The organism is Streptomyces sp. NBC_00523 (genome assembly GCF_036346615.1).
Lineage (GTDB): Bacteria > Actinomycetota > Actinomycetes > Streptomycetales > Streptomycetaceae > Streptomyces.
Genome location: NZ_CP107836.1, coordinates 2,755,839 through 2,780,233 on the forward strand (window position 1 = coordinate 2,755,839; position 24,395 = coordinate 2,780,233).

Below are 24,395 nucleotides of genomic sequence, written 5' to 3' on the forward strand. Positions count from 1 at the left end.
GATCCGGACGGTGACCCTCCGCAAGTCCCGTACAGCAGAGCGTGTTGTGGCGGATTCATGACGTTCGTACACCACCCGTTCCCCTACGGAACGGGGGTGCGGGGCCATTACCCTTTCGTTTGGCCCCCTGCCCGACCACTCCGGAACGCGAGATTCATGACCGGCACAGACGATGTCCTGCTTGTCCACGGCGGAACCCCGCTGGAGGGCGAGATCCGCGTCCGAGGCGCCAAGAACCTGGTGCCCAAGGCGATGGTCGCCGCACTGCTCGGCAGCGGGCCGAGCCGGCTGCGCAACGTGCCCGACATCCGCGACGTACGCGTGGTGCGCGGGCTGCTCCAGCTGCACGGCGTGACGGTCCGCCCCGGTGAGGAGCCGGGCGAACTGGTCCTGGACCCCACCCACGTCGAGAGCGCCAACGTCGCCGACATCGACGCGCACGCGGGCTCCTCGCGCATCCCGATCCTGTTCTGCGGTCCGCTGCTGCACCGCCTGGGCCACGCGTTCATCCCGGGGCTCGGCGGCTGCGACATCGGCGGCCGGCCGATCGACTTCCACTTCGACGTGCTGCGCCAGTTCGGCGCGACCATCGAGAAGCGGGCGGACGGGCAGTACCTGGAGGCCCCGCAGCGGCTGCGCGGCACCAAGATCCGGCTGCCCTACCCCTCGGTGGGCTCCACCGAGCAGGTACTGCTGACCGCGGTGCTCGCCGAGGGCGTCACGGAGTTGTCCAACGCGGCCGTGGAGCCGGAGATCGAGGACCTGATCTGCGTCCTGCAGAAAATGGGCGCGATCATCTCGATGGACACCGACCGGACCATCCGGATCACCGGTGTGGACCGCCTCGACGGCTACACCCACCGCGCCCTCCCGGACCGCCTGGAGGCCGCCTCCTGGGCGTCCGCCGCACTGGCGACCGAGGGCAACATCTACGTCCGGGGCGCCCAGCAGCGCTCGATGATGACGTTCCTGAACACCTACCGCAAGGTCGGCGGCGCGTTCGAGATCGACGACGAGGGCATCCGCTTCTGGCATCCGGGCGGCGCGCTCAACGCCATCGCGCTGGAGACGGACGTGCACCCCGGCTTCCAGACGGACTGGCAGCAGCCGCTGGTCGTCGCGCTGACGCAGGCCGCGGGCCTCTCCATCGTCCACGAGACGGTGTACGAGTCCCGGCTCGGCTTCACCTCCGCGCTGAACCAGATGGGGGCGCACATCCAGCTCTACCGCGAGTGCCTGGGCGGCTCGGACTGCCGCTTCGGCCAGCGCAACTTCCTGCACTCCGCGGTCGTGTCGGGCCCCACGAAGCTCCAGGGCGCGGACCTGGTCATCCCGGACCTGCGCGGCGGCTTCTCGTACCTGATCGCCGCCCTCGCGGCCCAGGGCACCTCCCGGGTGCACGGCATCGACCTGATCAACCGGGGCTACGAGAACTTCATGGACAAGCTGGAGAAGCTGGGCGCCAAGGTCGAGCTGCCGGGCGGCTCGCTGGTCTGACGGGCCCTCGCTGGTCTGACGGGCCTGAGCGGCCGCTGGAGGGCCGAATGCCGGAGGGCGGCCACCCCGGGTGGGGTGGCCGCCCTCCGTCGTACCCAGGGGTCTTACTTGCCCTTGGCGGCTTCCTTGAGCTTGGAGCCCGCGGAGACCTTCACGCTGTAGCCGGCCGGGATGTTGATCGGGTCGCCGGTCTGCGGGTTACGAGCGGTGCGAGCGGCACGGTGGGTGCGCTCGAAGGTCAGGAAACCGGGGATGGTGACCTTCTCGTCGCCCTTGGCGACGACCTCACCGACGGTCTCGGCGAGAGCGGCCAGCACGGCGTCGGCGTCCTTGCGGGTCACCTCGGCACGGTCGGCCAGGGCGGCCACCAGCTCACTGCGGTTCATGTTGTTACTCCCGTGTTCTTCTTGCCTGTGAGGCGTGAGATCGAAGCCGATGCTGCCAGGGCCCTCGGACAGTCCCCGTACCCGGGTCCGCCCTTGAGAGGGTCCGGTAGACCTCGCGCCCTGTGGGGTCTCCCCTGGACGTAGTCCTTGAGGAAGCATCCTGCCCCCACCTGCGGCGGGAAAGCCAATCCGGCACCCTCCGGGAGCCGCGCGAACAGCACCACTGCCTCGTCGTGGTGACGTCCCGTCGACTCCCCCAGAGCCTTGCGCAGCGGGTGCGGGGCTCTGCGGGACGCGTCGCCCGCCCACCCTAAAGGGGCGTTTGGGGCGCCGCGACCCGCGACGCGCCGTAGGTCAGACGGACGTGGGCGCCGTCACAGTCGCTCCGGCGGCCCGCGCGGCGTCCCGGACGGCCCCGGCGACCGCTCCGGCGACCTTGTCGTTGAAGACCGAGGGGATGATGTAGTTCGCGTTCACCTCGTCCTCGGCGACCACGTCGGCCAGGGCGCGCGCGGCGGCGAGCATCATGTCCGTGTTGACGGTGCGCGACTGGGCGTCGAGCAGGCCCCGGAAGACGCCGGGGAAGACCAGCACGTTGTTGATCTGGTTCGGGAAGTCCGAGCGTCCGGTGGCCACGACGGCGGCGGTGCGGCGGGCGATCGCCGGGTCCACCTCGGGGTCCGGATTCGCGAGCGCGAACACGATGGCGCCGTCCGCCATGGCCGCCACGTCGTCCCCGTCCAGCACGTTGGGGGCGGAGACGCCGATGAAGACGTCGGCGCCGACCACGGCCTCCTTGAGGGTGCCGGTGATGCCCTCCGGGTTGGTGTTGTCGGCGATCCAGCAGAGCGGCGAGTCCGGGTCGGCGGATCGCAGGTCCTCGCGGCCGGAGTGCACCACGCCGTGGATGTCGGCGACGACGGCGTGCTTGACGCCCGCGGCGATGAGGAGCTTCAGGATGGCCGTACCGGCCGCTCCGGCGCCGGACATGACCACCCGCACGTCCCCGATCGCCTTGCCCACCACGCGCAGCGCGTTGGTCAGCGAGGCCAGGACGACGATCGCCGTGCCGTGCTGGTCGTCGTGGAAGACGGGGATGTCCAGGGCCTCGCGCAGCCGGGCCTCGATCTCGAAGCAGCGCGGCGCGGAGATGTCCTCCAGGTTGATCCCCGCGAAGCCGGGCGCGATGGCCTTGACGATCTCGACGATGGCGTCGGTGTCCTGGGTGTCCAGGCAGATCGGCCACGCGTCGATGCCGGCGAAGCGCTTGAAGAGGGCCGCCTTGCCCTCCATGACGGGCAGCGCGGCCTTCGGGCCGATGTTGCCGAGGCCGAGCACCGCGGAGCCGTCCGTCACGACTGCGACGGAGTTGCGCTTGATGGTGAGGCGGCGGGCGTCCTCGGGATTCTCGGCGATCGCCATGCAGACCCGGGCCACGCCGGGGGTGTAGATCATCGAGAGGTCGTCACGGTTGCGGATGGGGTGCTTGGACGCCATCTCGATCTTGCCGCCGAGGTGCATGAGGAACGTACGGTCGGAGACCTTGCCGAGTACGACGCCCTCGATGCCGCGCAGCCCCTTGACGATCTCGTCGGCGTGCGCGGTGGAGGAGGCGGCGATCGTGACGTCGATCCGCAGCTTCTCGTGGCCGGAAGCGGTCACGTCGAGGCCGGTGACCGAACCGCCGGAGGACTCCACGGCCGTGGTGAGCTGGGAGACCGCGGTGCCGCTCGCGGGCACCTCCAGCCTGACCGTCATCGAGTACGAGACGCTGGGCGCCGTTGCCATGGCCGAGTCCTTCGCTTTCCTTAGCTTCATTGCTATGCGCGTCCGAAGCCCGAGCAGGCCCGGCAGCGGACACGCCTTCCGATATTCGCACCTACCGACGAGTAGCCGTTAATGACTGTCGCAGCGCGGAAACTCTTTTCCACCATACGAGAGAGTGCGGCGCAGCGGAACCCCTCCACGGGAACGCGAAGAGGCCCGCGCCACCCAAAGGTGACGCGGGCCTCTTCTTACGTTGACGACACCGGCCCGCCATGCTCGCCTCGCGGCAAGTGGTCGCTCGAAGCGACTAAGGTTGGGCCCGGGGGCTTGGATCGAGCCGGTGTCACCACCAGGCTAACAAACCACCTGGAAAAGTGATTCCCGCAGCGCGTGTTGACCGGAACCGGCGTCCGCGCGCCCCCTCCCTCAGTCCCTGAGCAGGTCCGGCACCCCGTCCTCGTCCGGCAGGTCCCGCTCCCCCGACACCACGGTCAGCTGCTGGGTCGCCCGGGTCAGCGCCACGTACAGCACGCGCAGCCCGGCCGGGGACTCGTCCGCGATCTCGGCGGGCGAGACCACCACCGTCGCGTCGTACTCCAGTCCCTTGGCCTCCAGGCTGCCGAGCGCCACCACCCGGTCGCCCAGCTCCGCCAGCCACGCGCGGGCCTGAGCGCGCCGGTTCATCGCCACGACGACGCCGACCGTGCCGTCCACCTCGGCGAGCAGCCGCCGGGCCTCCTCGCGGACGGTCCCGGCCAGGTCGTCCTCGCGCACGGTCTCGAAGCGCGGGACCACGCCCGTCGAGCGGACGGCGGCCGGGGACTCCATGCCGGGCATGGCGAGGGCCAGCACCTTCGCGGCCAGCTCGGCGATCTCGGCCGGGTTGCGGTAGTTGACGGTCAGCGTGAAGTTCCGGCGGGGGCGGCTGCCCAGCGCCTCGTCACGGGCGGCGGCCGCCTCGTCCGGGTCGGACCAGGAGGACTGCGCCGGGTCCCCGACGATCGTCCAGGTCGCGTGCCGGCCGCGCCGGCCGACCATCCGCCACTGCATGGGCGTCAGGTCCTGCGCCTCGTCCACGATGACGTGGGCGTACTCGGTGCGCTCGGCGGCGAGCCGTTCGGCGCGCTCCCACTGGGTCTCCTCGCGGCGGGGCATCAGCTCCTCCAGACCGGTGAGCTGGTCCAGCGGGTCCGCCTCGCGCTTGCGCTTGGGGCGGCTCGGGGTGCCGAGCAGCGTGTGCAGCTCGTCCAGGAGCGCCACGTCGTGCACGGAGAGCGGCCCCTGTCCGGCGGCGTCCAGGCGCTTGAGGGAGCGCGCGAGCCGGCGCACCTCGCCCTGGTTGAGCGTGCGCCGCGCCCACCGGGCGAGCCGCTTCTCGTCGGCCATCGCGGCGAGCACCCCGCGCGGGGTCAGCTCGGGCCACCAGGCGTTCAGGAACTCGATGAACGGGGTCTCCGTGGACACGTCCTCGTCGAAGGACGTACGCAGCTCGGCCGCCAGCTCCGGATCGGTGTAGCGGCCCCGGCCGGAGGAGCGGTTCCACAGCGCGTCGAGCAGCAGCCGGCGGGCGCGCGGGCGCAGCAGGTTGACCGGGGCGGTCCCGCCGAGGACGTTGTTGCGGATGCGCCGCAGCTCGTCCTCCTGGAGCTCGACCCGGGCACCGAAGGCGACCACGCGCAGCCGGGTCGGCGTGCCGGCGGGCTGCGGGGCCTCCTCGGCCTCACCGAACTCCAGCTGCCCGCCGGCGGCGGAGGCGGCCCGGGGCGCGGGCTGTTCCAGCGCGCCGCGCGCCGCCTTGCGGAGCACCGGGAGCATCCGCGAGGAGCCCTTGATCCGGGCCACGGCGGGCTCGTCGTACGTGGTGGCGCCCGCGGGCCCCGCCGCGTCGTCGGAGAGCGAGCCGACCGCGCGGATCGCGACCTGGCCCTCCTCGCCGAGCGAGGGCAGCACGCCCTCGGTGTAGGCCACCAGCAGGGGCGTCGGCGAGACGACGAGGATGCCGCCCGCGTACCGCCGCCGGTCCTGGTAGAGCAGGTACGCGGCGCGGTGCAGGGCGACCGCGGTCTTGCCGGTGCCGGGGCCGCCGGAGACCTCCGTGACGGAGGCGGCGGGGGCCCGGATGACGAGGTCCTGCTCGGCCTGGATGGACGACACGATGTCCCGCATGGTGTGGCTGCGGGCCTGTCCGAGCGCGGCCATCAGGGCGCCGTCGCCGACGACCGGGAGCTTCTCGCCGTCCAGGTACGCGGTCAGCTCGGGGCGCATCAGGTCGTCCTCGACGCCGAGGACCCGGCGGCCCTTGGAGCGGATGACGCGGCGGCGGACCACCCGGCCGGGCTCCTTGGGCGTGGAGCGGTAGAACGGGGCCGCGGCCGGGGCCCGCCAGTCGATGACGAGCGGCGCGTAGTCGGAGTCGAGGACCCCGATGCGGCCGATGTGCAGCGTCTCGGCGATGTCCGCGGTGTCGTCCTCGCGCACGACGTCGTCGGCGGGTTCGACGGAGGTGTACGCGCCGTCCGGGCCGCGTTCGCCGTCCTTGCCGAGCAGGAGGTCGATCCTCCCGAAGAGGAAGTCCTCGAACTCGCTGTTCAGCCGGTTGAGGTGGATTCCGGCGCGGAACACCTGGGCGTCGCGCTCGGCGAGCGCCCCCGGCGTCCCGACCTGGCCGCGTTTGACGGCGTCGTCCATGAGAAATTCCGCCTCGTGGATCTTCTCCTCAAGACGGTGGTACACCCGGTCGAGATGTTCCTGCTCGACACCGATTTCCCGGTCCCGCAACGAATCGACAGCGGCATCCTGCGCGGCCACCGAGGCCCCCTTCTGACGTGCACTGGGCAGCCGTCAACCCTATGCGACGGGGGCCCTTCGCGCACCTGCCGGGGGGCCGTTCGAACACCCTCGTACGATGAGCCGATGAACGCCCGTGCGCGCGACACCTGTCCGACGGCCGGTTCCCTGGTGCTGCGCCCCTGGCGGCCGGGCGATCTGGGGGTGCTCCTCGACGCGTACCGCGACCCCGCCGTGCAGGCCGGATCGCGGGCGCCGGTGGCGGACGAGGAGGCGGCCGCGCACTGGCTGCGGGCCCAGGAGGAGGGCCGGGCGACCGGGCTGCGGCACAGTTTCGCGGTGGTGGACCCGGAGCTCGGGGCGGGTCCGGTGGGCAATGTGGCCCTGTCGTTCCCGGAGCCCGGCGCGCCCTCGGCGGAGGTGGGCTACTGGACGATCGCGCCCGCCCGGGGCCGGGGCATCGCCCCGCGCGCCCTCGAAGCGCTGTCCGGCTGGGCGGCCGCGACGTTCGCCGACGCCGGGCTCGTACGCCTCGAACTGCTGCATCAGGTGGACAACGCGGCCTCGTGCCGGGTCGCGGAGAAGGCCGGGTACGCGCTCACCGGGGTGCTGCCCCCGACCCCGCCGTGGCCGCACGAGGGCCACGTCCACACACGGCCGGTCTAGTTCCTCGCCCCGGTCACCGGTCCGTCGTGCAGGAGGCGGTGGAAGAGGCGGTGGTCGCGCCACTCGCCGTCGATGTGCATGTAGCCCCGGGCCATCCCGAACTCCTCGAACCCGCACTTGGCGAGGACCCGCTGGGACGCGGTGTTGTCCAGCACGGTGCCCGCCTCGACCCGGTGCAGTCCCAGCTCGTCCCGCGCCAGCTCGCAGATCCTGCGCACGGCGGCCGTGGCCAGCCCGCGGCCCGCGAGGTCCACGTCCACCCAGTAGCCGAGGACGGCGCTGCGGAAGGCGCCGAGCACGAGGGCGTTGAGATTGAAGCCGCCGACCACCCGGTCCTCCGCGTCGCTCAGCACCCAGGGCATCACGCGCCCCGCCTCCCGCTCCGCGAGCAGCGCGGCCAGCCGTCGGCTCTGGCCCTCCTCGGTGTAGAAGGACTCGGGGCGCAGGGGCTCCCAGGGCCGCATGTAGGCACGGCTGCGGGTCAGCGCCTCCGCGCAGGACGCGGCGTCGGACGGCCTGAGGGGGCGCAGCCGTATCCCCGCGTGGAGCGGGTGAGCGTCATCGATCATGCCCGGCACGCTATCCGGCCGGTCAGGCCCCCGCGTACTTGGCGTCCGCCGCCGGGTCCAGCGCCAGCCGGTAGCCGCGCTTGACGACGGTCTGGATCAGCCGGGGCACCCCGAGCGCGGTGCGCAGCCGGGCCATGGCGGTCTCCACCGCGTGCTCGTCGCTGCCGCTGCCGGGCAGGGCGCGCAGCAGGTCGGCGCGCGAGACCACCCAGCCGGGGCGCCGGGACAGGGCGTGCAGCAGGGCCATCCCGGCGGGCGGGACCGCGCGCAGCTCGTCGTCCACCAGAACGGCGTGGCCCCGGATCTCGACGCGGTGTCCGGCGACGGGCAGCGTACGGGCGCGGGCGGGGAGTTCGCGGCAGATCAGCTGGACGAGCGGGCCGAGCCGGAAGCGCTCCGGCTGGACGGTGTCGATCCCGCGCGCCTGCAACGGCAGGGCGGTGACCGGTCCGACGCAGGCGGGCACGATGTCGCCGCGCAGCGCCGTGACGACCTCGGTGAGCAGTCCGCGTTCCTCGGCGCGGCCGAGCAGCGAGGCCGCCGCCGGGGCGCTGGTGAAGGTGAGCGCGTCCAGGGCGCGGGCGGCGGTGAGGTCGAGGAGCCGGTCCAGGGGCGCGATGTCCTCGGGCGGCATCCAGCGGTAGACGGGGACGCCGACCACCTCGGCACCGGCCTCGCGCAGCGCCTCCACGAAGCCGGGGAGGGGTTCGCCGTGCAGCTGGAGCGCGACGCGGCGGCCCTGTACACCCTCCTCCAGGAGCCGTTCCAGGACCTCGGCCATGGACTCGGAGGCCGGGGACCACGCCTCGGTCAGCCCGGCGGCGCGGACCGCGCCCTTCACCTTGGGGCCGCGCGCCAGGAGTTCGACCCCGCGCAGGGTCTCCAGGAGCCGGTCGCCGATGCCCCAGCCGTCGGCCGCCTCGATCCAGCCGCGGAAGCCGATCGCGGTGGTGGCGACGACCACGTCGGGCTTCCCGGCGACCAGTTGCTCGGTCGCGGCGAGCAGTTCGCCGTCGTCGGCGAGCGGCACGATCCGCAGGGCCGGCGCGTGCACCACGGTGGCGCCCCGGCGCCGCAGCAGCGTGCCCAGCTCCTCCGCCCGGCGGGCGGCGGTGACCCCGACCGTGAAGCCCGCGAGGGGCCCGTGCGGTGCGTCGTCCGGCTGTCGGCCGTCGTGTTGTCCGTCGTGCATGAGGTCTACCCGGCTCTCGTCCCGCTGCTGCTCGATGGTGCGGAGGACCGAGCCTGCCAATGCCGCGTGACAGGCCCGGTTCAGCTGTATTTCCCGCTCGTTACGTCGCCCGGCACCGCCCGTCCATCATCACACCCCCGCATGGCCGAGCAGGGGCTTCGCCGGTACGGCCGCGGCGCGGCGAAGGTATACCGACCAGGTGAGCGCCGAGCACACCGCGTAAAAGGCGAGGAAGGACCAGAAGGCCGCCGTGCCCGCGCCGGAGGTCTGGAAGGACTGCCGGAAGGCGAGGTTGATGGCGAGCCCGCCGAGCGCGCCGACCGCGCCGATCAGCCCCATCGCGGCCCCGGAGATCCGCCGCCCCCGGGCCGCCGCATCCTCGCCGCGCAGCCCCTGGCTGACGGCCCGGGCGTGGAAGATGCCCGGGATCATCTTGTACGTCGACCCGTTGCCGAGCCCGGACAGCGCGAACAGGGCGGTGAAGCCGACGAGGAACACGGTCAGCGAGGCGATCCGGGAGGCGTATACGACCACGCCGGTCGCGGCGGCCATGGCGGCGAAGTTGACGAGGGTGATGCGGGCCCCGCCGTACCGGTCGGCGAGCCGGCCGCCGGCCGGCCGGATCAGCGAGCCGAGCAGCGGTCCGATGAAGGTGAGCGAGGCCGCCTGGAGCGGGGTCCGGCCGAACTGGGTCTGGAGGACGAGCCCGAAGGCGAAGCTGTAGCCGATGAAGGAGCCGAAGGTTCCGATGTAGAGGACCGCCATGATCCAGGTGTGGCGGTCGCGCACCGCCTCCTTCGCGGCCCCGGTGTCGTTGCGCACGGGCGCCAGGTTGTCCATGTAGCGGGCGGCGCATCCGGCGGCGAGCAGGATCAGCGGGATGTACGCGGCGAGCACGATCCTGGGGTGCGTGGCCCCGGCCGTCCCGATGACCAGGAGCCCGGCCAGCTGCACGACGGGCACGCCGATGTTGCCGCCGCCCGCGTTGAGCCCGAGCGCCCAGCCCTTCTTGCGCATCGGGAAGAAGGCGTTGATGTTCGTCATGGACGAGGCGAAGTTGCCGCCGCCGATGCCGGTCAGCGCGGACACCGCGAGGAAGGTGCCGTACGAGGTGCCCGGCTCCATCACGACGAGGGCGGCGATCGTCGGCACGAGGAGGGTGAGCGCGCTGAACACCGTCCAGTTCCGGCCACCGAACCGGGCGACCGCGAAGGTGTACGGCACCCGGACGACGGCCCCGACGAGGGTGGCGGTGGAGATCAGGAAGAACTTGTCGGCCGGGTCGATCCCGTACTCGGGCCCCATGAAGAGCACCATCACCGACCACAGGGTCCAGATGGAGAAGCCGATGTGCTCGGAGAGGACGGAGAACCAGAGGTTGCGGCGGGCGACGCGCTCGCCGGTGTCCCGCCAGAAGGTCTCGTCCTCCGGGTCCCAGTGCTCGATCCAACGGCCTGCCATCACGCGCCTCCACGGGTGGTCGGGGTGTCGTCCCGAACCTAGGAAGCGCGCGTTTCGGTGCCGTGCCGCGAGGTGACCTGTGGGCAACCTTGCTCTCACCGGGCCGGTGCCGGCCCGGTGAGAGCGCGGTTACGTACGGGCGCGGGCGGCGCCGTTGGGCCAGAGCCTCGGGCGGCGCCTGGCCGCCAGGTCCTCGACCCAGCCGACGGCGAGGATCGCCAGCCCGATCAGCGGCCAGACGATGATCAGCGCCAACGCGTTGTTCGCGCGGTCGATGTACGTGCCGAGGTGGTCGCCGACCCAGGGCACGTCCCAGAGCAGGTCGATGATCGGGAAGGTGGCCATCAGCAGCATGTTGTGCCACAGATAGATGGTCACCGCCCGGTTGTTGGCGAGGGTGACCAGGCTGTCCCATCCGGCAAGCCGCCCCGGCAGCTCCCGCCAGGAGGGGGCGTACTGGAGCAGGATCATGCAGAACCCGAGCGACCAGGTGGCCTGGGCGAGCGGGATCTCGTCCAGGTTCCAGCCCTCCTCGGTGAGGTGGTGGGCGCCCCACCACAGCGCGAAGGCCATCAGCATCGCGGCCAGCGACACGGCGAGGTAGCGCGGGACGGCCTTCAGCAGCCCGTCGTGGTGCGCGAAGCCGAGGATCCAGCAGGAGCCGAACACCGCGAAGTCCACCAGGCCCTCACCGGCCGCGCCCGGCACGGTGACCAGTCCGGTGCCGATGACGGCGGTGAGCCCGATCGGGGCGAGCAGGGTGACCCAGGGCAGCTTCCGGAACGCCTTGAGCAGCAGCGGGGAGGCCAGGACGAACCACAGGTAGGCGCGGATGTACCAGAGCGGCCCGATGCCCTGTTCGGCCCAGGAGGTTTCCAGCCAGCCGCCCTCGGAGCCGTTCTCCCAGGGGAAGGGCGGGGTGCCGACCGGCAGGATGTAGCAGCCCAGCTTGAGGAACCACCAGATGCCCTCCTCGCGGACCGGCTTCCAGCCGAGCAGGAAGACCACGGGGACGACGACGGCGCAGAACGCCCACATCGGCGGCAGCAGCCTGCGGACGCGGCTCCGGATCACGCTCCACGCGGGCCGGGCCAGCGAGCGGGCCATCAGCGATCCGGCCAGGGCGAACATGACGCCCATGGACGGGAAGACGACGGTCAGCCAGGCCCAGCCGAAGAGGTGGAAGACGACGACCCGGACGAGCGCGATGGCGCGCAGCAGGTCGAGATAGCGGTCCCTGCCGGCCTTGGCGGGGGCGAGGGCGGGGGCCGGTGCCTCGGCCGGGGCGGGCCCGGCGGCGGGCGAGGGCAGCACCACGCGCAGCGCCATGGTCTGTTCGTTGTCCTGCGGCGGGTGCGGGGACGCGGAAGGTCCGCTCGGATACGTCATGCGACGGGCCTCCGGTCCTGGGTGCGCGGGCGCTGGGTCGGCATGGCGCCGGGCGCCTCCACGACCCCGGTGCGGCGCAGCTTCTGCCAGCGCAGCCGGCCGCCGGTGAGAGCGGTGATCCAGGACTGGAGCAGCACCACGTACATGAGCTGCCGGTACAGGACCTGCTGGAGGGGCAGCGAGAGCAGATGGGTCATGCGCTCCCGGTCGAGCCGGAAGGCGTACGCGGCACACACCAGCTGCACCGCGAGGACGCCGAGCCACGCGCCGACGGTCTTCTCGGTGGGCCCGAACACCAGCCCGTACAGCAGGAAGACGTCGATGAGCGGGGCGAGCAGCGGGGCGACGACCATGAACAGCGAGACGAACGGCAGTCCGACGCGGCCGAACCGGCCCGAGGGCCCGCGTTCGATGACCGCCTTGCGGTGCTTCCAGATCGCCTGCATGGTGCCGTACGACCAGCGGTAGCGCTGCGACCAGAGCTGCTGCACGGTCTCCGGCGCCTCGGTCCAGGCGCGGGCGTTCTCCGCGTAGACGACGCGCCAGCCGTCCCGGTGGAGGGCCATCGTGACGTCGGTGTCCTCGGCGAGGGTGTCCTCGCTGATGCCGCCGACCCGCTCCAGCGCCTGGCGCCGGAAGGCACCGACCGCGCCGGGGATGGTGGGCATGCAGCGCAGCACGTCGTACATGCGGCGGTCGAGGTTGAAGCCCATCACGTACTCGATGTGCTGCCAGGCGCCGATCAGCGAGTCGCGGTTGCCGACCTTGGCGTTGCCGGCGACGGCCCCTACGCGCGGGTCGCCGAAGGGCTGCACCAGCTCGCGGACGGTGGTCGGCTCGAAGACCGTGTCGCCGTCCATCATCACGATGATGTCGTTGCGGGCGTGCGCGATGCCGTTGTTCAGGGCGGCGGGCTTGCCCGCGTTGCGCTGGCGGACCACCCGGACGTTGGGCAGCCGCATCCGCTGGACGATGTCCGCGGTGCCGTCCGTGGAGCCGTCGTCGATCACGATGACTTCGACCGGATAGTCACTTGCCAGGAGCGAGCGCACCGTGTTCGCGATGCACTTCTTCTCGTTGTACGCGGGCACCAGGACGGTCACCGTGCGGGTGACGGGTTCGCCCCAGCTGAAGCCGCGTCCGCGGACCCGGCGGGCGTGGACGAAGGACAGCACGAGCATCAGCCCGAAGCGGGCGAAGACCAGCACCCCGATCACCGCGAGCCCGGCCACCATCACATCGGTGATGTGCTCCGAGACGCCCACGGCCCAGACGAACGCCTTGCCCTTCCACAGGTCGAAACCGGTGACCGGGGAGTGCGCGCTGGGGGCGCCGAGCGCGTCGGTGAGGTTGTCGAACGTGTATCCCTGCTTCTGCATCTTCGGCAGGAACTTCCCCAGGGCGGTGACGGTCTGGGACCGGTTCCCCCCGGAGTCGTGCATGAGGACGATCGCACCCTTGCCGTGCTTGGGCGTGGCCCGCTTGATGATCGCCCTGACGCCCGGCCGCTTCCAGTCCTCGCTGTCCGTGTTGTTGACGACGGTGAGGTAGCCGCGGCTGCCGATGTACTGCGTGACCGGCCAGGACTTGTTGTCCATGGCGTCGGCGAACGAGGAGTAGGGCGGCCGGAAGAGGGAGGTGCGGATGCCCGCCGCACCGGCCAGCACCAGCTGGTTCTGGGACAGCTCCCAGTCGATGCGGCTGGTGGACTGGTAGGAGAGATCGGGGTGGTTGAAGGTGTGCAGCCCGACCTCGTGCCCCTCCCTGACCATGCGCTCGACCAGGTCCGGGTAGCGCGAGGCCATGGTGCCGGTGACGAAGAAGACGCCGTGGGCGTCGTACTTCTTCAGCTCGTCCAGCACCTTCGGCGTCCACTCCGGGTCCGGGCCGTCGTCGAAGGTCAGCACGATCCGGTGGTCCGGGATGCGCAGGGTCTTCGCGGGCTCGGTGGTGGACCGCGCGTCGATGACCGGCCCGCCCTCCAGCACCTGATCCGGCACCCGGTCGGTCGCGACGGGGGGCCGGATGCGGTGGTCGGCCAGGATTTCGCTGTGCACGTAGCCACGCAGCATCAGCATGGCGAGCAGGGCAACGAGAAACAGGAGCGGCAGCATGTAGCGCATGGGAAGTCTGCGCCGGCGGGTCTGCTTCTTCCTGTGGGAGTTGCGCCTGCCCCGGGGGGCAGGGGTGGTCATCTAGTTGGCGCCTTCTTGTCCTTGCGCGGGGTCCGGGGACCCGCCGGTGGGAAGTCCGGCTTCCGGGGCCGTCGATTCGTTCCCGGTGGTGTCCGTGACCTGCTGTTCCTGACCGGTCAGCGGGAGTCCGGGGGCGCTGGAATTGCCCCCGAGCACGGCGACGACCAGGGTCGTCGCGTAACAGACGAAGACCGCGGCCAGGACCCAGCCGAGGCGGCGCAGCGTCTTGCCGCGCCGGCCGCTCTCGTCCACGAAGACGGGGCCGTCGGAGTCGTCCGGAGCGGATGGTTCCGGTAGCAGCTCGGAGAGCTGCCGTCCGATTCCGTCCAGCTGGATGGTGACTTCGTTCGGCTCGTGTGTGTGCCCCGCATGGGCACCTTCACGCCAAGTTTCCACTGGTGTACGCACTTCCCCCACTCAGGATCGGGTGCGCGCAACTGACCGGTTGTGTGCCGCCGGACGGGCCCCCACCCTGTCCACGCGCCCCCTACCACAGTGCACCCGGTCCATGAATGTAGCGCACGCCCGGCCTCCCGGCACACCCGGACGCAGAAACGACGAGGACCCCGCTGCCGGGTGGCAGCGGGGTCCTCGCCCACATGGGAATTTGTGGAGATGGCGGGAATCGAACCCGCGTCCAACGGTGCGGAACCAGGGCTTCTCCGAGTGCAGTCCGCTACGCTTTTCTCGGCCTCGGAGGTCACGCGGACAAGCCTCCGACAGGCCCAGTCACTGTTTGATTTCCTTCTGAGACCCGTGACCGGACTCAGAAGTTTAGATCCCTTGATGATGCCAGGATCCGGGTCGGGATCACCCCCGGGCTGACACTCCGCAGAGTCTTCGCTTAGCTGCTAATTAGGCAGCGAGGGCGAAGGCGGAGGAATCGCGCTTGGAATTGGCGATTATTGGTTGCGACATATGGTTTACGAGATCATTGCCGCTTCCTCGACTCGCTTCCCCTGCTTCGACATCCGCTGTCGAAACCGATCATCCCCATGTTGATTTTTCAAGGTGGTGCCACACCCTCCGTGGGGTGCGTTGCCATCGTACGTGACCAACGCACGACGATGCCAGCGTATTCCTGGCGGACGGGCCGGCGGCGGGGCGCCGGCTCCGGATCAGGCGCTCCGCTGACGGCGGCGGGCCGCCGCGATGGCGCGGTTCGTCTCCCTGTTGTCCTGCTTCTCGCGCAGCGTCTGCCGCTTGTCGTACTCCTTCTTGCCCTTCGCGAGCGCGATCTCGGCCTTGACCCGGCCGTTCAGGAAGTACAGCGAGAGCGGCACGATGGTGTGGCCGGTCTCCTGCGACTTCGCCTCCAGCTTGTCGATCTCGGCCCGGTGCATCAGCAGCTTGCGCTTGCGCTTGGCTGAGTGGTTGGTCCAGGTGCCCTGGACGTACTCCGGGACGTGGATGTTGTGCAGCCACGCCTCGCCGCCGTCGATCTGGACGAAGCCGTCGACCAGGGACGCCCGGCCCATGCGCAGCGATTTGACCTCGGTCCCCATGAGCACGAGCCCGCACTCGTAGGTGTCGAGGATGGTGTAGTCGTGGCGCGCCTTCTTGTTCTGCGCGATGAGCTTGCGCCCGGTGTCCTTTTCCTTAGCCATAGTGCGGCCATTTTCGCACTACGACCCACCCCCGAGGCCACTCAATACCGTCTCGGCCCGTTCCTGGGCCCGCGCGCTCACCGCGAGGTCCGGTGTGATGCCCTTGCCGTCGACCCCGTGGCCCGCCGGTGTCCGGTAGTGGCCCACGGTCAGCTCGGCCACCGAGCCGCCCGCGAGCTTGCTCGGCATCTGCACCGAGCCCTTGCCGAAGGTCCGCGAGCCGACCGTGACCGCCCGGCCCCGGTCCTGCAGCGCCCCCGTCACCAGCTCGGCCGCGCTCATCGTCCCCCCGTCGACCAGCACGACGACGGGGCGCCCGGTGTCGCCGCCCGGCTTCGCGTACAGGGCGTGCTGCTCGCCGTGCACGTCGTACGTGGCGACCAGGCCGCCGTCCAGGAAGGCGGAGGCCGCGGTGACCGCCTCGGTGACCAGTCCGCCCGGGTTGCCCCGCAGGTCCAGCAGCACCCCGGCACCCGCGGGCGCGTCCCGGACCGCGTCGCGCACGGCCGCCCCGGAGCCCTTGGTGAACGAGGCGACCGCGATGCGCACCGCCCCGGACGGACCCGAGCGCTGCGCCCCGACCCGGCGCACGGTCACCGATTCGACCGTCAGCCGGGCCCGGCTCAGCGTCTCGGTCCGGGTGGCGGACCCCCGGCGGACGCCGAGGCTGACCGTGCTCCCGGCCTTCGCCCCGGTGCGGTCGCCGCGCAACAGGGCCACCACGTCGGAGACGGGCAGCCGGTCGACGCGGCGGCCGTCGATGGTGCGGAGCAGGTCGCCGGAGCGGATGCCCGCGCGGTCGGCGGGGCTGCCGGGCTGGACGCGGGCGACGGCGACCTGGCCGTCGGCGGAGCGCCGGGCGGCGAGGCCGACCCCGGTGTACGTGCCGCCGAGGGACTCCTCGAACTCCTGGTACTCGCGCTCGTCGTAGACCGCGCCCCAGCGGTCGCCGCTGCGGCTGACGACCTCCTCGGCCGCCTCCGTACCGGACTTGCCGTCGGCGACCGCGTCGGCGGCGGCCTCGGCCACCTCGTCGCGGTCGGCGGTGGCGGCGACGGACCGGGGGTGCACCGGGGGTTCCTGCGCCTCGCCGCGGGGCAGCGCGCCGGTCGCGGCCCCGGTGGCGAGGACGCCGGCGAAGACCAGCGTCAGGGCCGCCCCGCGGCGCAGACCGCGGGGCCCGATGCGACATCCGGGGTCCGACATGGCGCCGATTCTAGGACAACGCCCCGGAGGCGCAGGGGACGTTGGGCGCGCACCTCACGGGGCACACATCACACCTTCAGGTACTTGCGCAGCGCGAAGAGAGCGGCAATGGCGGGCATCAGCAGACCGATCGCCAGCACCAGCGGCAGCTTCGTGAGGACCGCGTCCCAGCCGATGAAGTCGATCAGGTTCAGCTTGTCCTTGAGCGCGAGACCGCCGTCGATCAGGAAGTAGCGCCCGGCCAGCAGCATGACGCAGGCCAGCACACCGCCGATCAGACCGGCGAAGGCGGCCTCCATGATGAACGGCGCCTGGATGTAGAAGCCGGAGGCGCCGACGAGCCGCATGATCCCGGTCTCCCGGCGGCGGCTGAACGCGGAGACGCGCACGGTGTTGACGATCAGCATCAGCGCGATGACCAGCATCAGCGCCATCACGAACAGCGCGGCGACGTTCATGCCGTTCATCAGTCCGAAGAGGTTGTCCAGGATGCTTCTCTGGTCCTGGACCGACTGGACCCCGTCCCGCCCGGCGAAGGCGGTCGCGACGACCTTGTACTTGGTGGGGTCGTGGAGCTTGACCCGGAAGGACTCCGGCATCTGGTCCGGCGTGATGTTCCCGGCCATCGGGGAGTCGCCGAACTCCTCCTGGTAGTGCTTGTACGCCTCGTCGGAGGACTCGTAGATCACCTTCTCCACGACGTCCATCTTGTTCAGATCGCTCTCGATCTGGTCCTTCTGCTGCTTGGTGACCGCACCCTTGGCGCACTGGACCACCGTCTCCGCGTCGCCCTTGCCGCAGAGGTAGATGGAGACGTTGACCTTGTCGTACCAGTAGTCCTTCATCGTGCTGACCTGCTCGCGCATGAGCAGCGCGCCGCCGAACAGGGCGAGCGAGAGGGCGACGGAGACGACGACGGCGAAGGTCATCGTGAGGTTGCGACGGAGGCCGACGCCGATCTCCGACAGGACGAACTGGGCGCGCATGGCGTCCTTTCAGTGCTGGGTGCTCAGTGCTGGTAGCCGTAGACGCCGCGCGCCTGGTCGCGTACGAGACGGCCCTTGTCCAGCTCGATGACGCGCTTGCGCATCTGGTCGACGATGTTCTGGTCGTGAGTCGCCATGATCACGGTGGTGCCGGTCCGGTTGATCCGGTCCAGCAGCTTCATGATGCCGACGGAGGTCTGCGGGTCGAGGTTGCCGGTCGGCTCGTCGGCGATCAGCATCATGGGCCGGTTGACGAAGGCCCGGGCGATCGCCACGCGCTGCTGCTCACCACCCGACAGTTCGCCGGGCATCCGGTCCTCCTTGCCGCCGAGTCCGACGAGGTCGAGGACCTGCGGCACGGCCTTGCGGATCTCACCGCGCGGCTTGCCGATCACTTCCTGGGCGAACGCCACGTTCTGCGCGACGGTCTTGTTGGGCAGCAGGCGGAAGTCCTGGAAGACGGTGCCCAGCTGGCGGCGCATGTGCGGCACCTTCCAGTTGGACATGCGCGCGAGGTCCTTGCCCAGGACGTGCACGGCGCCCGTGCTGGCGCGCTCCTCGCGCAGGATGAGCCGCATGAAGGTGGACTTGCCGGAGCCGGACGAGCCGACCAGGAAGACGAACTCGCCCTTCTCGATGTCGAGCGACACATCCCGGAGAGCGGGACGGCTCTGCTTCGGGTAGGTCTTGGAGACGTTGTCGAATCGGATCACGGGTGCACCACGGTCGGCCGGGAGTAGGTGAGCGTGACCATACGCGAACCGGGCTGAGCCGTGCAGGCACGCGTACCGGGATGGGTGATTTACGGTGAAACGGCCCCGATTCCGGGGCGGCGCGGCGGGGAAGGGACCCGGGGTGTGACGGCGGGGCGGGCCGATCCGGCCGCGAGCTGGCACAGTGGTAGGGGAACGGTTGCGTTTCCGTGAGCGTTGTGCGGAGAGATGGCTTGTGCGGCTCCGCCGCGCGGGAGGAGGAAAGCGCATGACCTACGACCGACTGGTGTGCGCGAACTGCGCGGCGCCCGTCACCGAGGGTCGCTGCCCCGTGTGCCGGGCGAGCCGCGAGCGGATGCGGGAGCAGGGGCAGGGGCCCTTCGCCGGGATCAGCCCGGTGGCGCTGGCCGCGCTCCTCGTGGTGCTCCTGACCGCCCTGGCTCTCCTGGCCCACCAGACCGTGTAGCGCCTCCTAGGCGGCCGTACGGCCCCGCACGGGGCCTGCCAGAACACGGAAGCCGATGCCGCCGGCGATCATCGTCGCGGCGCCGACCAGCAGGAATCCGGTCCCGCCCGCGCCGGTCTCGGCGAGTTCGTCCTTGCCCTTGCTCTGTTCCACGGGCTGATTCCCGGCCGAGTCGGTGTCGGTGTTGCCACCGCCGCCCGAGACCCCGATCTGCCCCACGCCGCTACCCGTATCGCTCGGCCCCTTGCCCGGGTCCGCCGACCGCGTCGGGCCCTTCGTGGGGGTGGCCGAGGGCTGCGCGGGCGTCGAGGGCGGGTCCTCCGGCGTCGAGGGCGGGTCGCTCGGCTTCGCCGGGCCGGTCGGCGGGACCGACGGGTGCGACGGGGTGGCCGGCGGGTCCGAGGGACCGCAGCGCGGGTCGAGCGGGCTGCACGGGTCTCCGTCGTCGCCCGGGTCCTCGTCCCCCGGCCCCGGCTCGGCGGTGGGCCGTGCGCCGGTCTCCACCCCCGCGACGCCGCTGCCGACGGCCTGCGCCGCGCCCGCGGCGGTCAGTGAGGCGCCCGCGGCGATCACCGCGCCCGCCGCCGTCCGCGCGACACGGATGCGCGTCTTCTTCGTCATGTACCGCTACCCCCTGGAGCCGTTCTCGTCGGCCTGCTCCAGCACCCTCGCCGGGGGTCGCGGAGAACGTCAAGGCCGTTCCGGGCCAATGCGCCTTGTTCCAGGGGGAGTTGCGGCGCTTCTCGGCCTACTTCTCGTTCTGCTTGCGCCAGCGGATGCCGGCCTCGATGAAGCCGTCGATCTCGCCGTTGAAGACCGCTTCCGGGTTGCCCATCTCGAACTCCGTACGCAGGTCCTTGACCATCTGGTACGGGTGCAGGACGTAGGAGCGCATCTGGTTGCCCCAGGAGTTGCCGCCGTCGCCCTTGAGGGCGTTCATCTTGGCCTGCTCCTCCTGGCGGCGGCGTTCGAGCAGCTTCGCCTGGAGGACGTTCATCGCGGACGCCTTGTTCTGGATCTGCGAGCGCTCGTTCTGGCAGGAGACGACGATGCCGGTCGGCAGGTGGGTCAGACGCACCGCGGAGTCCGTGGTGTTGACGCCCTGGCCGCCGGGGCCGGAGGAGCGGTACACGTCGACGCGCAGGTCGGACTCGTCGATCTCGACGTGGTCCGTCTGCTCGACCACGGGCAGCACCTCGACGCCCGCGAAGGAGGTCTGGCGGCGGCCCTGGTTGTCGAACGGCGAGACGCGCACCAGGCGGTGGGTGCCCTGCTCGACGGAGAGCGTGCCGTAGGCGTACGGCACCTCGACGGCGAAGGTGGTCGACTTGATGCCGGCCTCTTCCGCGTACGCCGTCTCGTAGACCTCGGTCTTGTAGTTGTGCCGCTCGGCCCAGCGCAGGTACATCCGCTGGAGCCGCTCGGCGAAGTCCGCCGCGTCGACGCCGCCGGCCTCGGCGCGGATGGTGACCAGCGCCTCCCGGGCGTCGTACTCGCCGGAGAGGAGGGTGCGGACCTCCATCTCGTCCAGCGCCTTGCGGACGGACTCCAGCTCGGTCTCCGCCTCGGCGAGCGCGTCGGCGTCGCCCTCGGCCTCGGCGAGCTCGAAGAGGACTTCGAGGTCGTCGATCCGGCTGCGCAGGCCCTCGGCCTTGCGGACCTCGGCCTGGAGGTGGGAAAGCTTGCTGGTGATCTTCTGCGCCGCCTCGGGGTCGTCCCACAGGGACGGGGCGGCCGCCTGCTCCTCGAGCACGGCGATGTCTCCCCTCAGCGCATCCAGGTCCAGGACGGCCTCGATCGACCCCATGGTCGAGGAGAGGGACTTCAGCTCTTCGGAAATATCGACGACTGCCACGGGTCCAGCGTAACGGCTGTCGGCGCGTACGTTCCTCGGGCTGCCGGATCACCGCTTCCGGGACCCGGCCTAGGGGGTGTCTTGTCGATCAGGGTCGGATCAGGCCGCGGCGTCTGGTGCGGTGCCTCGCAAGGCGCCGGAGCGTCTCGGCCGGGGTCTCCCCTGCTCGAACGGAGTTGAGAGCTCGGGGCAGGAGCTATCGGGGCGTTTCGGCAACGCCGCGAGGTGCCGTGCCAGGCGTCGCGGACCCGTCCATGATCGGCAAGACACCCCCTAGGGCTGTGCCGGGGCCGAGTTCCTGGTGTCCTGCGGGCCCGGGTCCGCGTCGTCGCCGCTCAGGGCGAGCCAGCCGGCCGCGCCGAGTCCGGCCACCAGCACGAGGGCCGCGGCCCCCAGGGTCAGGCGGCGCTTGCGGACGGCGGCCGACTTGTTGCGCGCCGAGCCGGGGCGGGGCCGGCCGGGGGCGCGCGGGGCGCGGGCGGTGCCCCGGGGGCCGCCGGACAGCTCGTCGGGGGCCGGGACGCGCATGCTCGTGTGGGTGTCTCGGTTGGAGTCCGGGGTCGAGCCGGGCACCAGCGGGACCGCGCCGCGCCTGCGGGGCTCGTCGCCGGACGGGGTGTACTGCTGCTCGTCGTAGCCCTGCGGGGCCTCCGGCTCCTCGTCCGGCTCGTCCACGTCGAGCGGCGGGATGCCGGCCAGGTGCGGCAGCTGCTCGCGCAGCCGGGCGGCCAGCTCCGAGGCGCGCAGCCGGGAGGCGGGGGCCTTGGCCAGGCACTGGACGAGCAGCTGCCAGAGCTCGTCGGGGATGCCGGGGAGCGGGACCACGGTCTCGGTGACATGGCGGCGCAGGACCGCGCCGGGGTGACCGCCGCCGAAGGGCGTGAAGCCCGCGAGGAGCTCGTACAGCACCGTGGCCAGGGCGTAGATGTCCACGGCCGCGCGCGGCGGCAGGCCCTCGACGATCTCGGGGGCCAGGTAGTCCGGCGTGCCGATGATCTTGGTGGACCGGGTCCGGCGCGGGGTGTCGATGAGCTTGGCGACGCCGAAGTCGGTGAGCAGCGCGGGGTGGGCGTTGCCGGGGCCGAGCGGCCCCTCCATGTCCAGCAGGATGTTCTCGGGCTTGACGTCGCGGTGGACGATCCCGGCGGCGTGCGCGGCGGCGAGGCCGTCGGCGACGTCCGCGACGACGGCGACGGCGGCCTCGGGGGCCAGCCGGCGTTCGCGGTCGAGCCGGGTGCGCAGATCGGTGCCCCGGACCAGGTCCATGACGAGGGCGAGGTCGTTGCCGTCCACGACGAGGTCGCGGACCGCGACGACGTGCGGATGGTCCAGGCCGAGGAGCGCGGTGCGCTCCTGGACGAACCGGCCGACGAGCTCCTGGTCGGACGCCAGGTCCTCGCGGAGCAGTTTGATGGCCACGGGGCCCTCGGGGCCGTCCCCGAGCCACACCGTGCCGGCGCTGCCGCGCCCCAGTATCTGGTGGGCGGTGTACCGGCTGCCGATTTTCCGTGCCAAGACTGCTCCCTCAGCGGCTGGCGATGGACCCCAACAACCCCCGGTCGACAAAGTTACGCGGCGATCGGGGGCCCGCGTGCCGTGGTTGGCGCCAACCTTCGCTTCTGCGGGCGAATTGCCTCGGAATTGGTCCGCGGAAGTCGATATAGCTACAGAGTTGTACGCCTCCGGGCGGGGTCAGCCGCTGCTGCCGCCCAGCTCGGAGATCCAGTCCTTCACCGTGGTCACGGCGTCGGTGATCGCGTGCCAGTAGCTCTGGCCCTGGCCGATCCAGTCCTTGAGCGGGGTCAGTTCCCAGATCAGCCAGCTCGCCACGAAGAGCAGCACCAGCGTGAACAGGCAGCCCTTGAGGCAGCCGAGCCCGGGGATCTTCATCGGGTTGGCGCTGCGCTGCCTCGGCTCGCGGGGCGCGCGCTGCGGCTGCTGGGGCTGCTGCGGCGGCGCGTACGGCTGCGGCTGCGGCTGGTACTGCTGGCGCTGCGGCGGCTGGTACTGCTGCTGCGGTTGCGGCTGGTACTGCTGCTGCCGCTGGGGCTGCGCGTACTGCTGGTGCTGGGGCTGCTGCGGCTGCTGGTATCCGGGCTGCCGGTCGCGCGGCTGCTGCGGGGGCTGCTGCTGGCGGCGCTGCGGGCGGCGGCGCAGCGGGTCCTCGCTCGGGTCGAGGTACTGGACCTGGGTCTGCTCGTTGCGGTCGCGCGCGGCCCGGAGTTGGGACTGCCAGGGGTGCGGGTCCTCGGGGCGCGGGTCGCCGTCGGGACGCGGCGGCACGGGCGGCATGACGGCGGTCGGGTCGGCCTGGGAGCCGCCACCGGGCACGCCGTTGTGCGGCAGGACGCTGGTGACCCCGTTCGGGTCGTACGAGCCGGCGTTGCTCGGCAGGACCTGCGTCGGGTCGGCCGCGCCGGGGATCTCGGGTACGGCGGTGGGCGCCGGGTCGGGCGCGAGCAGCGCGGCGACCCCGTCGGCGGCGGCGATCTGCGCGGCGCTCGCGTGGACCCCGATGCCCTCGGCGACGGTACGCAGGCCACGGGCCAGGTTCTCCGCGCTCGGCCTGCGGTCCGGGTCCTTGCTCAGGCAGCGCTCTATGACCGTCCACAGGGGCTCGGGCACGGTGCTGGGGCGGCGCGGCTCCTCGCTGAGGTGCCGGTGCAGGACTTCGAGCGCGGTGCCGCCGGCGAACGGCGGGCGGCCGGTGACCAGCTCGTACAGCAGGATGCCGGCGCCGTAGATGTCGACGGCGGAGGTCTGCGGGCGGCCCTCGGCGGACTCCGGCGCCACGTAGGCGGGGGTGCCGACGAACTCGTGGGTCCGGGTCAGGCCCGGCGAGTCGGCGAGGCGCGCGATGCCGAAGTCGGTGAGCATCGGGCGCATCGCGCCGTCGGGGTCGGCGAGCAGCACGTTGGCGGGCTTGAGGTCGCGGTGCACGACGCCGTCGGCGTGGCTGGCGGCGAGCGCGTCGGCGATCTGCGCGGTGAGCAGCGCGGCGGCGACCGGGGTGAGCGGGCCGTTGTCGCGCAGGTAGCGGTGCAGATCGGGGCCGTCGATCAGGTCCATGACGAGGGCGAGGAGGTCGCCCTCGACCACGAGGTCGCGGGTGCGCACGATGTTGGGGTGAGTCAGCCGCAACAGGACGGAGCGTTCCCGCAGGAACCGCATCACCACGTCCGCGTCGTTGGCCAGCTCCTCCTTGAGGACCTTGATCGCCACGGTCTCGCCGGGCCGGCCGGCCACGGCCGCCTCGGCGCCCGCCGCCTCGCGCTGGCTGGCGCGCCAGACGGTGCCCGTGGCGCCGCGTCCCAGCGGCTCCTCGAGCAGGTACTTGCTGCCTACCGGCCGCACGTCATGCGCTCCCTGCTGGTCGTGGGGGATGGATCCCGGGTACCCCCGGAGTTTCCGGCCCACTCTAGAGGCTGTACGGGGAAGGGCGGCCGGGTCCGGGTACCGGGGGAAGACGTCCGTCCGGCGCCGATGGTTGCCAGGACGGGTGCCGGGAAACCGGTCATGGCGCACTTTTTGGGGCCACAGCAGACGTTTCAAGATCACTAACTGATGACCGCCGGGCGTGTTGTCAGTGGCAGGTGCGAGGATGCCTGGAGCACGACTGCGGGGTCGGGAGCCCCGCGGTGCGTGACGAACCT

The 24,395-nt window shown here is 71.6% G+C and carries 20 protein-coding genes and 1 other RNA gene; 3 read left to right on the plus strand and 18 right to left on the minus strand.

Going from position 1 to position 24,395, the window contains the following annotated elements:
* Nucleotides 1-156 precede the first annotated feature (156 nt).
* Entirely contained in the window at nt 157-1,497 is a 1,341-nt protein-coding gene (gene murA / locus OHS17_RS12370) for a UDP-N-acetylglucosamine 1-carboxyvinyltransferase (RefSeq protein WP_018100785.1), read from the plus strand.
* Nucleotides 1,498-1,601: 104 nt separating this feature from the next.
* Here murA and OHS17_RS12375 read toward each other — a convergent pair whose 3' ends face one another.
* The 3 genes from OHS17_RS12375 to OHS17_RS12385 all read right to left on the minus strand — a co-directional run bounded on the left by OHS17_RS12375 (nt 1,602) and on the right by OHS17_RS12385 (nt 6,458).
* Nucleotides 1,602-1,883, minus strand: coding sequence for an HU family DNA-binding protein (locus tag OHS17_RS12375; protein ID WP_017237029.1), 282 nt, complete (start codon nt 1,881-1,883; stop codon nt 1,602-1,604).
* A 354-nt stretch (nt 1,884-2,237) separates the two neighbouring features.
* Nucleotides 2,238-3,671: an NAD-dependent malic enzyme gene (locus OHS17_RS12380; RefSeq protein WP_161211410.1), complete on the minus strand. Its 1,434-nt coding sequence runs from the start codon at nt 3,669-3,671 to the stop codon at nt 2,238-2,240.
* Nucleotides 3,672-4,076: 405 nt separating this feature from the next.
* Complete coding sequence (locus OHS17_RS12385; protein WP_330312207.1) at nt 4,077-6,458, minus strand: HelD family protein; 2,382 nt, start codon at nt 6,456-6,458, stop codon at nt 4,077-4,079.
* 105 nt (nt 6,459-6,563) lie between these two features.
* Between OHS17_RS12385 and OHS17_RS12390 the strand changes: the two genes are divergently transcribed.
* On the plus strand, nt 6,564-7,103 hold the full coding sequence (locus OHS17_RS12390) for a GNAT family N-acetyltransferase (protein ID WP_330312208.1): 540 nt from the start codon (nt 6,564-6,566) through the stop codon (nt 7,101-7,103).
* Here the strand turns inward: OHS17_RS12390 and OHS17_RS12395 are convergent.
* The 11 genes from OHS17_RS12395 to ftsE form a co-directional block, all read right to left on the minus strand.
* On the minus strand, nt 7,100-7,672 hold the full coding sequence (locus OHS17_RS12395) for a GNAT family N-acetyltransferase (RefSeq protein WP_330312209.1): 573 nt from the start codon (nt 7,670-7,672) through the stop codon (nt 7,100-7,102). The two genes, OHS17_RS12390 and OHS17_RS12395, sit on opposite strands and share 4 nt — an antisense overlap.
* A 22-nt stretch (nt 7,673-7,694) precedes the next feature.
* Nucleotides 7,695-8,864 carry a uroporphyrinogen-III synthase gene (locus OHS17_RS12400; protein ID WP_330312210.1) on the minus strand — a complete coding sequence of 390 codons (1,170 nt, stop codon included), beginning with the start codon at nt 8,862-8,864 and terminating at the stop codon, nt 7,695-7,697.
* A gap of 129 nt (nt 8,865-8,993) precedes the next feature.
* The gene (locus OHS17_RS12405) at nt 8,994-10,325 is read right to left on the minus strand and encodes a nitrate/nitrite transporter (RefSeq protein WP_330312211.1); all 1,332 of its coding nucleotides are present in this window, start codon (nt 10,323-10,325) and stop codon (nt 8,994-8,996) included.
* 129 nt (nt 10,326-10,454) lie between these two features.
* A complete protein-coding gene (locus OHS17_RS12410) occupies nt 10,455-11,714 on the minus strand; it encodes an acyltransferase family protein (protein ID WP_330312212.1) in 1,260 nt (419 codons plus the stop codon).
* The gene (locus OHS17_RS12415; RefSeq protein WP_330312213.1) at nt 11,711-13,909 is read right to left on the minus strand and encodes a glycosyltransferase; all 2,199 of its coding nucleotides are present in this window, start codon (nt 13,907-13,909) and stop codon (nt 11,711-11,713) included. The genes OHS17_RS12410 and OHS17_RS12415 overlap by 4 nt, the downstream gene beginning before the upstream one ends.
* Nucleotides 13,910-14,305: a hypothetical protein gene (locus OHS17_RS12420; RefSeq protein WP_330312214.1), complete on the minus strand. Its 396-nt coding sequence runs from the start codon at nt 14,303-14,305 to the stop codon at nt 13,910-13,912. It abuts the gene before it with no gap.
* A 211-nt stretch (nt 14,306-14,516) separates the two neighbouring features.
* Nucleotides 14,517-14,904: a transfer-messenger RNA gene (gene ssrA / locus OHS17_RS12425) on the minus strand.
* Nucleotides 14,905-15,027: 123 nt separating this feature from the next.
* Nucleotides 15,028-15,516, minus strand: a complete 489-nt coding sequence (gene smpB / locus OHS17_RS12430; RefSeq protein WP_330312215.1) for an SsrA-binding protein SmpB — start codon at nt 15,514-15,516, stop codon at nt 15,028-15,030.
* Nucleotides 15,517-15,534: 18 nt separating this feature from the next.
* Nucleotides 15,535-16,722, minus strand: coding sequence for a S41 family peptidase (locus tag OHS17_RS12435; protein WP_330312216.1), 1,188 nt, complete (start codon nt 16,720-16,722; stop codon nt 15,535-15,537).
* A gap of 68 nt (nt 16,723-16,790) precedes the next feature.
* On the minus strand, nt 16,791-17,708 hold the full coding sequence (gene ftsX, locus OHS17_RS12440; RefSeq protein WP_328900420.1) for a permease-like cell division protein FtsX: 918 nt from the start codon (nt 17,706-17,708) through the stop codon (nt 16,791-16,793).
* Between the two features lie 23 nt (nt 17,709-17,731).
* Complete coding sequence (ftsE, locus tag OHS17_RS12445; protein WP_018100798.1) at nt 17,732-18,421, minus strand: cell division ATP-binding protein FtsE; 690 nt, start codon at nt 18,419-18,421, stop codon at nt 17,732-17,734.
* Nucleotides 18,422-18,689: 268 nt separating this feature from the next.
* Between ftsE and OHS17_RS12450 the strand changes: the two genes are divergently transcribed.
* Nucleotides 18,690-18,887, plus strand: coding sequence for a hypothetical protein (locus OHS17_RS12450; protein ID WP_161211421.1), 198 nt, complete (start codon nt 18,690-18,692; stop codon nt 18,885-18,887).
* A gap of 6 nt (nt 18,888-18,893) precedes the next feature.
* Here the strand turns inward: OHS17_RS12450 and OHS17_RS12455 are convergent, their stop codons facing one another.
* The 4 genes from OHS17_RS12455 to OHS17_RS12470 form a co-directional block, all read right to left on the minus strand.
* The gene (locus OHS17_RS12455; RefSeq protein WP_330312217.1) at nt 18,894-19,508 is read right to left on the minus strand and encodes a hypothetical protein; all 615 of its coding nucleotides are present in this window, start codon (nt 19,506-19,508) and stop codon (nt 18,894-18,896) included.
* A gap of 127 nt (nt 19,509-19,635) precedes the next feature.
* Nucleotides 19,636-20,742: a peptide chain release factor 2 gene (prfB, locus tag OHS17_RS12460; RefSeq protein ID WP_018100801.1), complete on the minus strand. Its 1,107-nt coding sequence runs from the start codon at nt 20,740-20,742 to the stop codon at nt 19,636-19,638.
* Nucleotides 20,743-21,015: 273 nt separating this feature from the next.
* Complete coding sequence (locus OHS17_RS12465) at nt 21,016-22,257, minus strand: protein kinase domain-containing protein (protein ID WP_330312218.1); 1,242 nt, start codon at nt 22,255-22,257, stop codon at nt 21,016-21,018.
* Nucleotides 22,258-22,434: 177 nt separating this feature from the next.
* The gene (locus tag OHS17_RS12470) at nt 22,435-24,096 is read right to left on the minus strand and encodes a serine/threonine-protein kinase (RefSeq protein WP_330312219.1); all 1,662 of its coding nucleotides are present in this window, start codon (nt 24,094-24,096) and stop codon (nt 22,435-22,437) included.
* Nucleotides 24,097-24,395 lie beyond the last annotated feature (299 nt).